Origin of the sequence: Nocardioides lianchengensis, from assembly GCF_900101465.1 — a bacterium.
In the GTDB taxonomy this organism is placed as follows: Bacteria; Actinomycetota; Actinomycetes; order Propionibacteriales; family Nocardioidaceae; genus Nocardioides; species Nocardioides lianchengensis.
Genome location: NZ_FMZM01000008.1, coordinates 232,469 through 244,736 on the forward strand (window position 1 = coordinate 232,469; position 12,268 = coordinate 244,736).

7 protein-coding genes are annotated in these 12,268 nt (G+C 73.7%); 5 read left to right on the forward strand and 2 right to left on the reverse strand.

Annotated elements, in window-relative coordinates:
* The first annotated feature begins 42 nt into the window (after window positions 1-42).
* From BLT76_RS16080 to BLT76_RS16100, 5 genes are all read left to right on the forward strand, one after another.
* The gene (locus tag BLT76_RS16080) at window positions 43-750 is read left to right on the forward strand and encodes an Ig-like domain repeat protein (RefSeq protein WP_170867092.1); all 708 of its coding nucleotides are present in this window, start codon (window positions 43-45) and stop codon (window positions 748-750) included.
* Window positions 751-802: 52 nt separating this feature from the next.
* Window positions 803-2,140, forward strand: a complete 1,338-nt coding sequence (locus BLT76_RS16085; RefSeq protein WP_090858239.1) for an ABC1 kinase family protein — start codon at window positions 803-805, stop codon at window positions 2,138-2,140.
* A gap of 136 nt (window positions 2,141-2,276) precedes the next feature.
* Complete coding sequence (locus BLT76_RS16090) at window positions 2,277-2,738, forward strand: neocarzinostatin apoprotein domain-containing protein (RefSeq protein ID WP_090858242.1); 462 nt, start codon at window positions 2,277-2,279, stop codon at window positions 2,736-2,738.
* A 77-nt stretch (window positions 2,739-2,815) separates the two neighbouring features.
* Complete coding sequence (locus tag BLT76_RS16095) at window positions 2,816-6,703, forward strand: HtaA domain-containing protein (RefSeq protein ID WP_090858246.1); 3,888 nt, start codon at window positions 2,816-2,818, stop codon at window positions 6,701-6,703.
* Between the two features lie 46 nt (window positions 6,704-6,749).
* Entirely contained in the window at window positions 6,750-8,507 is a 1,758-nt protein-coding gene (locus tag BLT76_RS16100) for a sensor histidine kinase (RefSeq protein WP_090858248.1), read from the forward strand.
* Here BLT76_RS16100 and BLT76_RS16105 read toward each other — a convergent pair.
* Window positions 8,497-10,800, reverse strand: coding sequence for a molybdopterin-dependent oxidoreductase (locus BLT76_RS16105; protein ID WP_211753007.1), 2,304 nt, complete (start codon window positions 10,798-10,800; stop codon window positions 8,497-8,499). The genes BLT76_RS16100 and BLT76_RS16105 overlap by 11 nt on opposite strands.
* 2 nt (window positions 10,801-10,802) lie before the next feature.
* Window positions 10,803-12,260 (reverse strand): aminobutyraldehyde dehydrogenase, encoded by a 1,458-nt coding sequence (locus BLT76_RS16110; RefSeq protein ID WP_090858251.1) that lies wholly within the window; start codon window positions 12,258-12,260, stop codon window positions 10,803-10,805.
* Between the last annotated feature and the right edge of the window lie 8 nt (window positions 12,261-12,268).

Sequence of the window (12,268 nt, forward strand, 5' to 3'; positions counted from 1 at the left end):
ACGTCGGTGAGGATCGACCATGGAACGCAGAGCCTCCAGCTCGTGTCGACCTTCAGCTACACCAACGCGGACAGCTGGACAGTCCTGCGGGCCTCCGTGGACACCAACTCCGACGGGGTCGAGGACTACTTCATCCTGTGGAGCAAGGAGGACGGTGTCGCGGGCGTGCTGGACGCCGCCGAGAACGTCACGTGCACCTCGATCGCTACCGCCGAGAAGCTCGGGGTGAACGGCACCGCGACCGTGACGGTGCCCCGTAGCTGCCTCGGCAACCCGGCCGCGGTCGCGATCCACGTGGACGTCCTGTGGGCGGGCTACAACACGTCGGGGGCAGAGCTCTACTTCGTGGACAGCGCCCCCGGCCAGTTCGCTGACGAGCCTCCCGTGTTCTCCCCCCGTGTCGCTTCGTCGAACACCGGCACCGTGACCTCGCCCCAGCCGCCCGCCCCCGCTCCGGCACCCGAGAGGACCCGGGTCGCGCTGAAGCTCACCAAGAAGGTGCAGATCGTCGGGAAGACCCGGGTGACGCTGCGCATCAACGTCACCGGCGCCCCCGCAGGTCGGGTGGAGATCGCCGACGGCCGCAAGGTACTGAAGCGACTGCCGCTCAAGGCTGGCAAGGGCGCCTCGTTCAAGCTACCGAAGACACTGAAGCCGGGCAGTCACCGACTCAAGGTGACCTTCTCGCCCACGGACAAGTCTCGCTTCGCCCCGTCCAACGCGACCGTCGTGCTCCGCGTTCGTCGATAGTCCGGCGGCGGCTCCGCACGGCGCGTGTGGAGCCGCCCGCCACAATGGAGGCATGACCGACCTCCCCCGGAAGGCAGTGGCGCGGACCGCACGTCTGGCCGCCCTGCCCCTGGGGTACGCCGGACGCAGCGCGCTCGGGTTGGGCAAGCGGCTCGGCGGGCAGCCGGCCGAGGCCGTGATGACCGAGATCCAGCAGCGCACCGCCGAGCAGCTCTTCCGCACCCTGGGCGAGCTCAAGGGCGGCGCGATGAAGTTCGGGCAGCAGCTCTCCGTGCTCGAGGCGGCCCTGCCCGACGAGCTGGCGGCGCCGTACCGGGAGCAGCTGACGAAGCTCCAGGACTCCGCTCCCCCGATGCCGACGCAGACCGTGCGGGACGCGCTCGCACGCGACCTGGGTCCGGACTGGAAACAGCAGCTGGTCTGGCTGGACGGCGGCCCGACCGCGGCCGCCTCGATCGGCCAGGTCCACCGGGGTCGCTGGCACGACGGCCGCGAGGTTGCGGTCAAGGTGCAGTACCCCGGCGCCGGCGAGGCGCTCCGCTCCGACCTGCGCCAGCTCTCCCGGCTCGCCCGCACCATCGGTCCGCTCGTGCCCGGCGTCGAGATCAAGCCGCTGGTCGAGGAGCTGCAGGCCCGCGCGGTCGACGAGCTCGACTACCGCCTCGAGGCCGAGGCCCAGACCGTCTTCGCCGACGCCTTCGCCGGCGACCCCGACATCGAGGTCCCGGCCGTGGTCGCGGTCGGCGAGACCGTGCTCATCACCGAGTGGATGGAGAGCCCGGCCTCGCTGGCCCAGGTGATCCGCGACGGCAGCCAGGCCGAGCGCGACCACTACGGCGAGCTGCTGGTCCGGTTCCTGTTCTCCGGCCCCTCGCGCACCGGCATGCTGCACGCCGACCCGCACCCCGGGAACTTCCGGGTGCTGCCGGGCCCCGACGGCGAGCCGGGTCGCCTCGGCGTCCTCGACTTCGGCGCGGTCGCCCGACTGGAGAGCGCCGGCCTCCCCGAGGCGATGGGCAGCCTGATCCGGATCGCGGGCGACGAGGACCACGAGGCGCTGCTCGACGGGCTGCGCGCCGAGGGGTTCGTCAAGGACCGGATCACCATCGACCCCGACCTGGTGCTCGACTACCTCTCGCCGTTCGTCGAGCCGACCAGGGTCGAGCGGTTCCGGTTCTCGCGGGAGTGGATGCAGGAGCAGTTCCAGCGCATCAACAACCCGCGCGACCCGTCGTTCACGGTGGCGATGCGGCTCAACCTGCCGCCGCAGTACCTGCTCATCCACCGCACCTGGCTTGGCGGCATCGGCGTGCTCTGCCAGCTCGGCGCCGAGGCGCCGTTCCGAGCGATCCTGACCGAGCTGCTGCCGGGCTTCGCCGAACCCGTCTAGACAGGTTCGCCCCGCTTCTCGCGCGGGCCGCCGCGCGCTCGTGGACGAGCGCGTTGACAGCCGACCCCCCGACTCCGAACACTCTCGACCGCCTCCTTTGTTAGGTAAGGCTTACTTAAGTTGAGAGGATCCCCCCATGCCCCACCTCACGCTCGTACGACGCATCTCGCTGCTCCTGGCCGCCGTCGCGTCGCTCGTGCTCGTGACGACGTCGTCGGCGTTCGCCGCGACCTCCGTCAGCCAGACCACCGGCCTGACCGACGGCCAGGTCATCACCATCTCCGGTTCCGGGCTCACCCCCAGCAGCCCGCACAAGGTCGGCGTCTGCTCGACGCAGACCTACCTGGGCATCCCGGCGTGCACGGCCGGCACCGAGGTCACCACCGACGCGACGGGCGCGTTCTCGATCAGCTACACGGCGACCAAGACGAACACCAACGTGCACAAGACGGCCCTGCCGTGGCCGCTGAACGTGCCCCAGCCGACGTCCTTCACCTGCAAGGGCGCCAGCGGCGTCGACTGCCAGCTGCTCATCACCGAGCACCCGACCGGCGGCACCAAGGCCACCGTCGGCACCTACGACATCACCTTCCTCTGAGGACGTGACGGGGCGGCGCTCCGGCGCCGCCCCGTCGCGCACGCCCGCACCCCCCGACGAAGAGAGCCCGCTCGCCCATGACCCCGCACCGTCCCCGCAGCCTCACCGCGCTCGCTGCGACCCTCGCCCTGCTGGCGTCCGGCCTGGTGGTGCTCCTCGCGCCCGCCCCGAGCGCCACGGCGGCCGCGGCCCCCCTCACCGAGGGCTCGCTCGTGTGGGGCGTGAAGGCGTCCTGGCGGCGTTACATCGGGCCCTACGAGGAGGCGACCGGCGCCGGCGCCCGCGCCGAGGACGGTGCGACCGTGGCGGCGACGGAGCAGACCGAGGGCGGCATCACGCTGCCGAAGGCCTGGCGCTTCCCGGTCGAGTCGGGCGCCTTCGACGCCGACACCGGCACCACCACCCTCGACCTCGCGGGCTCGCTGCACTTCCGCGCCTGGTACGGCCAGGTGGCGCCGGGCACGTGGGGCCTGGACACCAGGTTCAGCGACCTCAGTCTCGAGATCTCCCGCGACGCCCAGGTGCTGCGGGGCACGCACACCGGCTACCTGCGCGGCGACCCGGGCGGCGAGCTGCACGTCGACGAGGACGTCGTGCTGGCCAAGTTCGACATCGCCGCGGCGCAGACGACCTTCGGGCCGCCGACCACGTCGTACGACGCGATCCCGACGACGGCCGGTCCCGGGCTCAGCATCTACGGCGAGGGCACGACGCTCGACAACACCTCCTTCAGCTACGAGGGCGCGGGCGCGCTGCCCGACCTCACCGAGCACTTCGACCTCCCCGGCGCCCCGGTCCTCGAGCCGGCCGCCCTCTACTCCACCGGCCGCACCGGGAACGCGACGCTCCAGCGCCGGCTGCTGGTCTCCGGCGACGGGAAGCGGCTGTTCGCCCTCACCACCGGCGCCGACGACGACCTGACCGTCACCGCCCTGGACGCCGCCACGATGACGCCGGTCGGCACGCCGGTCGAGCTCGACCTGCACGACCTCGCGCAGCCGCAGTACCGCTTCACCATCGACCCGGCGACGGACACGATCTTCTACCTCGGCCTGCACGAGGGCGACCCGGTCCCGGGCAGCAACGGCGGGTTGGGCGTCGAGCACGTCGTCCACAGCCTGACCTTCGACGGCACCCGCTTCACGACCGGCGTCGTCGGGCGCCTGCGCGACAGCACCACGCGCACGGTCGGCCAGAACGTCGTCGTGTCCGGCACCGAGACCAGCCAGCTGATCTGGAACGGCCTGGAGCAGGAGCTGCTGATCGCCCAGGGGATCCCGACCGGTCAGCGCCCCGACATCTACACCAGCGACGAGATCTACCGGTTCACCCGCGACGGCGCCGGCTGGGCGCGGTCCGTGACGGACTTCCGCCTGCCGAGCACCGGTGGCGAGTGGGGCGCGGCGACCGGCGACATCTCGAGCCCGCTGTCCTCCATCCTCGAGTACGTCGAGCACCTCGCCGTCCTCGGCGACGGCTCCTACGTGCTCGCAACCGGCCAGGCGCCGGTCATCCGCCAGGACGAGAACGGGGTCGACCACTACATGGGCGCGCTGCACGTGCGTCTCACCGACGGCCCCGACCCCACCGCCGTCGTCGCCGAGATCCCCGACACGGTGCTGCCGGCGGCCTACCTGGGGACCCTCTACAACGGCTACGTGGCCGCCCGGTCGACCGGGGACGGCGGCGTGGTGCTGCACGGCGACGGCGCGTCCCTGGAGGACTTCGTGACCGTGCGGGTCGGGCCCGACGGCACAGCCGCGGCCGGCGCGCCCGTCGTGGGCGAGGACATGTACGCGCCGTTCGAGATCTCGGCCCTCGGCACCTCGGTGGCCGACGACCCGACCACCGGCGGTCTGTGGGTCGCCAACCCCTACGACCTCGAGGGCGAGCAGCTGCACTGGTACGACGGGACGACCGACGTGGCCGGCTACCCGATCCGCCGCTTCACCGACTACCTCTTCGGCAACTTCCAGATCCACAGCCTGCCCGACGGCTCGATCGTCGTCCCGGCGACCGACTACGACGCCGAGGGCCAGCCGGTGGGGTGGCTCCGCGTGGCGAACCTCGGCCTGGCCCCGCGGATCACGACCCAGCCGGCGGCCGTGTCCACCACGATCACCGCGGGGGCCGCGTCGACCCCGGTCGCCTTCGACCTCGCCGTCGACCCCGCGATCGAGGCGGACGTGCAGTGGCAGCGCAAGCGTGACGGCGAGACCACCTTCACCGACCTGCCGGGCGAGACCGGCACCGAGCTGGCCTGGGACGCCGTACCGGCCGACGACGGCGCGACGTACCGCGCCCTGGTGAGCAACGACGCCGGCCGGATCTCGTCCGCCGAGGTCGGCCTCGACCTGGCCTACGCGCCGCACGTGGTCCAGCACCCCTTCGACGTGCGCACCGAGCCCGGGACCAGCGTCGAGCTGTCCACCCTCTGGGAGGCCAACCCGGAGGCCACCACGATCACCTGGCAGCGCAAGGTGGGCGGCTTCTGGACGCCGGTCGTGGAGGACGACGACCTGCTGCTGGGTGAGACCAGCCTGACGATCCGCGAGACCGCGGTGGACCAGTCCGGGGCGCAGTTCCGGGCCCGGCTGACCAACGCCGTCGGCTCGACGTTCACCCGGGTCGCGACCCTCACCGTCACCGAGCCGCCGAGCGGGCCGGCCTCGCTGTCGGACGTCCGACTCGAGTGGACGGGCAGCGAGGAGATGCAGGTGGCTCCGCCGTTCGGCGGGTCGTCGTACTTCTCGGCGGGCGTGTCCGACGGCACCGAGGCCACCTACCGCGCGAGCTCCGGACAGGTGTCGGTGCGCCAGCGCGGGACGGCGGGCGAGACGGCCGCGACCTGGGCGACGCGGGCCGCGCACGTCGACGCCGACCCGGCCACCGAGCAGGTCGTCGTCCTGGAGGACGGCACCGGGACCCTCGCCGCGGACGGGTCCGCACGCATCGGCTGGCGCGGGTCGTGGACCGTCAACTTCTACGGCGGCATGGTGCCGTTCACGGTCACCGACCCGGTCCTCGCGGTCCGGGCCGACGGCTCCGGGGTGCTCACCGGCGACCTGTCGGGCTACGGCTCGCGCCAGGAGAACCCGAACGAGAAGACGCCGGTCCCGCCGGTCGCCGACGTCGAGATCTCCACCTTCGCCGCCGCGACGTTCGACCCGGCCGGGTTCGAGCTGCAGCCGGACTACGCCGGGGTCACCGTCGCCGTACCCGAGGGCGCGGCCGCCCAGGCCCGCACCGGCTCCGACTGGGGGGCCTGGCCGCAGCGGTTCGTTGACTTCCACGGACGCACCGGGCTGTCGTCGTACTGGTACTCGTCGGGGGGTGCCGCCGACCCGCACAAGCCGGGCGCGCCGATCACCATCGGCCCCGCCGAGCTCGGGCCGGTCGTGGAGCCCGCGCCGGTCGCCCCGCGCATCACCCGGCAGCCGACGAGCGCGCGGGTGACCGTCACCCGGCCGGCCGGCTTCACGGTCGCGGCGACCGGGGACGACCTGCGCTACCAGTGGCAGCGCCGGATCGGGTCGACCTGGATCGACCTGCCCGAGCAGCGTGGTGCCCGGCTGATGCTCGACCGGGTCACCCGCGGGGACGACGGCGCCGGCCTGCGCGTCAAGGTCGCCAATGCCGCCGGGACGGTCGTCTCCCGCGCCGCCACGCTCGACGTGGCCGCGGCCCGCGCCCGGGTGCGCCTGAGCGCCCGCCCGGGGCCGCGCCCGCGACTGACGGTCCGGGTGAGCGACCCGATCGCCGCCCGGGCGCGCGGCACAGTCGCGGTGCGGGTCGACGGACGCACCGTCGGCCGGATCCGTGTGACCGGCGCCGGCCCGGTGCGCTACCGCCTGCCGCGGGGGCTCGCCGCCGGCAAGCGCCGGGTCGTCGTGGTCTTCACCCCCGCCGAGCCCGGTCTGTTCACCGGAGCCCGGGCGGCCAGGACGGTGCGGGTGACGCGCTGACCTCCTCGGCCGCTCAGGTCCGGGTCTGAGCGGCCGATGGGACCACGTGCCCTCCCTCTCCTCGTGGCGGCGCTGGCCCCGCTGGCTGCCCCGCGGCGGCTCGCTGCCCGAGCCGGCCTGGCGGACCCGGCACCGCGCTGTCCTGTTCCTCCTGTGGGGACACGTCGTCGCCATCCCGACGTACGCCGTCCTGCGCGGCAACGGGATCGGCCACGCCTGGGTGGACGCAGCCCCGGTCCTGATGGCGGCGATGGTCGCGACCTTCGTCCCGATGCGCCGGGTCCTGCAGGCCTCCGTCGCGGCCGCGGGCCTGATGATCAGCTCGGGCGTCATCGTGCACCTCTCCGAGGGGCTCGTCGAGGCGCACTTCCACTTCTTCGTCATGATCCCGGTGATCGCGCTCTACGAGGCGTGGGCGCCGTTCACCCTCGGCGTGGTCTACGTGCTCGTCCATCACGGGGTGATGGGCACCTCCGATCCCCGCGCGGTCTACAACCACCCGGCGGCCTGGGAGCACCCGTGGCTCTTCGCCGTCGTGCACGCCGCCTTCTTCGCCTGCGCCTCGATCGCCTGCGTCGTCAACTGGTGGCTGCACGAGCGCGCCCGGGACACGGCGCAGGCCCAGACCCGGTTGCTGTCCACCATCGTCGACTCGCTCCAGGAGGGCCTGGCGGTCGTCGACCGCGAGGAGCGGGTCCTGCTGCGCAACCCGGCCGGGGTCGCGCTGCTGGGTGGGGGCGACCACCGGGCCCGCGGCATCGGCCCCGCCGAGGGCTACGGCCTCCATCACCTCGACGGCCGCCCGGTCGCCCGGCACGAGCTGCCCCACGTGCAGGCCCTGGGCGGGCAGCGCGCGCGGGACATCGACCTGGTGGTCCGCAACGAGGGCGTCCCGGACGGCCGGGTCCTCACGTTCTCGGCGATCCCGCTGCCCCCGGACGGGGACGAGGGACCGGGCGACGTCGTCGTGGTCTTCCGCGACGTCACCGAGCGGCACCGGGCCGAGCAGGCGCTCACCGCCGCCCTCGTGACCGAGCAGGAGGCGGTGGAGCGGCTCCGGGAGCTGGAACGGACCAAGTCCGACTTCGTCTCGACCGTCAGCCACGAGCTGCGCACGCCGATCACCAGCATCATCGGCTACCTCGAGCTGTTGACCGAGGGGGCCGTCGGAGACCTCGACGACCCCCAGCTCGCCCTGGTCGGCCGGGTCCACCGCAACGGCCAGCGGCTGCTGACGCTGGTCGAGGACCTGCTCACCCTGTCCCAGATCGAGTCCTCGCGACTGACCATCAACGCGGTCCCGACCGACCTGCGCGACGTCGTCTCGTCCGCGGCGGAGGCGGTCCTCTGGATGTTCGAGAACCGGTCGCTGGAGCTGGTCATCGACGTACCCGACGCCCCCGACCACCACGAGATCGACCCGACCCAGCTTGAGCGGATGCTCGTCAACCTGCTCACCAACGCCGTGAAGTTCACCCCCGACGGCGGCCGGATCGGGGTGCGCCTGAGCACCGGCGACACCACGTCGACGCTGGTGGTCACCGACACCGGGGTCGGCATCCCGGAGGCCGAGCAGCACCGGCTCTTCACCCGCTTCTTCCGCTCCTCGACCGCCACCGAGCAGGCGGTCCAGGGCACCGGCCTGGGGCTGACCATCGTGCAGGCGATCGTGACGCTCCACGGCGGGACGGTCGACATCGCCTCCAGCCCCGAGCGCGGCACCACCGCCACCGTGCGCCTGCCGCGTCGGCCAGGGGTCGCGCTCGCGCCCCGGGCGCGGCGGCGGGAGCCGGTCAGTCTGTAGCGATCTCCGGCGGGTCGAAGCACCGCACGCCCGGCGGCACCCCGTCGTACGGCGTCACCTCGACCAGCGTGGTGCCGGGGCTCGGGCCCTGCGACAGCGACGAGGCGCCGCGGTCGGCGGTGAGCACGTTGGGGTTGCCGTGCCGGTCCAGGGACCCGGTGACGCCGGGGGTCTCGGGGTCGAACCAGGCGCCGGTCGCGAGCACCACCACGCCGGGGCGGACGTCGGCCGTGAGGACCGCCCCGGCCAGGCAGGCGCCACGCTCGTTGTGGATCCGTACGACGTCGCCCGCGGCGATCCCGCGCGCGGCCGCGTCGGCCGGGTGCAGCAGCACCGGCTCGCGGCCGGCGACCTTGCCGGCGCGGCTGTGGGCGGCGTGGTCGAGCTGGCTGTGCAGCCGGCGGGACGGCTGGTTCGAGACCAGCGCCAGCGGGAACCGCTCGGCCGCGGACCCGCCCAGCCACTCGGCCGGCTCGTACCACCGCGGGTGCCCGCCGCAGTCGGGGTAGCCGAAGGAGGCGATGGTCGCGGAGGTGATCTCGATCCGGCCCGACGGCGTCGGCAAGGGGTACGACGCGGGGTCCTCGCGCAGCCGGGCGAACGACCAGCGCTCGTCGGGGGCCGGCTCGGGCGTCTCGACGGAGCCCAGCGCGCGGAAGTCGTCGTACGACGGGAGCGGGACGCCGTCCTCGGCCAGGTTCGCGACGGTCCGGTCGTAGAGCTCGCGCACCCACGCGTCGGCGGTGCGCCCCTCGGTGAAGGTCTCGCCGAAGCCCAGCCGGGACGCCAGCGCCGAGAACACGTCGTAGTCGGTCCGCACCCCGGCCGGCGGCTCCGCGACCCGCGACATCGCGGTGATGGTCAGGTCCATCATCCCGGCGGCCAGGTCGTCGCGCTCCAGGGTCGTGGCGATCGGGAGCACGATGTCGCTGAACCGCGCGAGCGGGTTCCAGTAGGCCTCGTGGGCGATCACCGTGTCGGGCCGCTGCCAGGCCCGGACCAGGCGGTGCAGGTCCTGGTGGTGGTGGAACGGGTTGCCCCCGGCCCAGTAGACGAGCCGCAGGTCGGGATAGGTCCGCCGTGACCCGTCGTAGTCGTACGGCGTGCCGGGGCCGAGCAGCGCGTCGGCGATCCGGGCGACCGGCAGCGCCGGCCCGACCGGGTTGGTGCCCTGCGGGAGCGAGGCGATCCGGTGCCGCCGCGGGCGGACCCCCATCAGCGAGATGCCGAGGCCGCCGGCGTACCCGCCGCCGGGACGACCCAGCGAGCCGGACATGGCGGCCAGCACCACGCCCATCCAGTGCGCCTGCTCACCGTGCTGCATCCGCTGCAGCGACCAGGTGACGTTGATCGTGGTCCGGCTCCCGGCGATCCGCTCGGCCAGCTCGACGACGGTCATCGGCGCGATCCCGCAGACCGAGGCCGCCCACGCGGCCGACTTGGCGACGCCGTCGTCGCGGCCGAGCAGGTAGCGCTCGAACGGCTCCCAGCCGACGCAGCAGCGGGTCAGGAAGTCCTCGTCGTGGCGTCGGGTGCGCAGCAGCTCGTGGGCCAGCCCGAGCATCAGCGCGACGTCGGTGCCGGGTCGCGGGGCGATCCAGTCGGCCTCGAGCGCGGGGTCGGCGTCACCGCGCAGCGGGGAGACGGTCACGAACTGCACCCCGGCGGCGCGGGCTCCTCGCTGCCAGGCCGGCTGCCGGTGCCGGGCCACGCCGCCGGCGTTGGCGAACGCGTTCTTGGCGGCGGTGCCGCCGAAGGAGACGACCAGCTCGCCGTGCTCGACGATCTCCGGCCACTGCACCCCCCGCTCGGCGAAGCTCCACGAGTCGCCCCCGATGACGTGCGGCAGCACCACCTCCATCGCCCCGGCGCTGTAGGAGTTCACCGACGCGGTGTAGCCGCCGCCCATCGTCAGGAACCGGTGCACCTGGCTCTGCGCGTGGTGGAACCGGCCGGGGCTGCCCCAGCCGTAGGAGCCGCCGTACACCGCCTCGTCCCCGTGCGTACGACGCACCCGCGCCAGCTCGGTCGCCACCAGCTCTAGCGCGCGGTCCCACGAGACCGCGACGAACGGCTCGCTCCCCCGGGCCCCGTCGGCCGGCCCGGGGCCGCGCTCCAGCCAGCCGCGTCGGACCATCGGCGAGGTGATCCGCAGCGGTCCCTCGCGGACGTCGAGCATCCCGTCGGCGAGCCCGTTCGGGGCGCCGTCGTCGGCCACCGGGTCGAGCGCGACCGGTCGCCCACCCTCGACGCGGACGTCGTAGGTGCCGAAGTGGGTGACCGTGCGCCTCAAGGTCAGGCCGGGCGGAAGGAGTCGTGCGCCTCGCGGGCCGCGTGCTTGATCATCACGTGCTGGGTGACGGTGTACTCCAGGACCGCCTCGTGGCTCATGTCCTTGCCGAAGCCGCTGCCCTTCACCCCGCCGTGCGGCGCCTCGGAGGCGATCGGCAGGTGGTCGTTGACCCAGGTGACCCCGGCCTCGATCCGGTGCGCGACGCGCAGCGCCTTCCCGACGTCGACGGTCCACACCGAGGAGGCCAGCCCGTAGGCGCTGTCGTTGGCCTGGGCGACCGCGTCGTCCTCGGAGGTGAAGGTGCCGAGGACCAGCACGGGCCCGAAGACCTCCTGCTGGACGATCTCGGCGTCCTGGGCGGCACCCCGGATCAGGGTCGGCGGGTAGTAGCCGCCGGGCCCGTCGGGGACCACGCCGCCCGTGACCAGCTCGGCGCCGGCCGCGACCGCCCGGGTCACGAAGCCGTGCACCCGGTCGCGGTGCTCGACCGAGACCAGCGGACCGATGTCGGTCGCCGGGTCCCGCGGGTCGCCCCAGGTCACCGCGGCCATCCGCTCGCGGAGCAGGTCCGCGAACTCCTCCGCGACCGAGGCCTCGACGTACACCCGGGTGGCGGCGGTGCAGTCCTGCCCGGTGTTGTACGTCGACGCCATGGTCAGCGCGCCCGCGGCGCCCTCCAGGTCGGCGTCGGCGAAGACCAGGGCCGGCGCCTTGCCGCCCAGCTCGAGGTGGACGCGCTTGGTGGCCGAGGCGGCGGTCTCCATGACCGCCCGGCCGGCCCCGGGCGACCCGGTCACCGAGACCATCGCGACCCGCGGGTCGGCGACCAGCGCCTGCCCGACGTCGGCCCCGCCGGTGACGACGTTGAGCACGCCCGCCGGCAGTCCGGCCTCGGCGGCCAGCTCGGCCAGCCGGACGGTGCTGCGCGGGGTCTGCGGGGCCGGTTTGAGGACCATCGTGTTGCCGGCGGCCAGCGCCGGGCCGATCTTCCAGATGGCCATCACCAGCGGGAAGTTCCACGGCGCGATGCCGGCGACGACGCCGAGCGGGCGGCGTACGAGCATCGAGGTGAAGCCCTCGCTCAGCACGCCGGCGCCGGTGCCCTCGAGCGAGCGCGCGGAGCCGGCGAAGAAGCGCAGGTTGTCGGCGGCGAACGGCAGCTCGCCGTCGCGGAAGACCGGCACCGGCTTCCCGGTCTCGGCCACCTCGAGGTCGGTCAGCAGCTCGGCGTCGGCCTCCAGGAGGTCGGCCAGCCGGAGCAGCACCCGGGCCCGCTCCCCCGCCGTCCGGGCCGCCCAGGCGGGGAACGCGGCGGCCGCCGCGTCGACGGCCTCGCGAACGTCGTCGACCGAGCTCTGGGCGACCTCGCCGATCACGTCGCCCGTCGCCGGGTCGACCAGGGTGGCGGGAGTCCCGCCGCCGGGGCGGCTGGATCCGTCGACGTGCAGTCCGTTGAGCATGAGGGGTC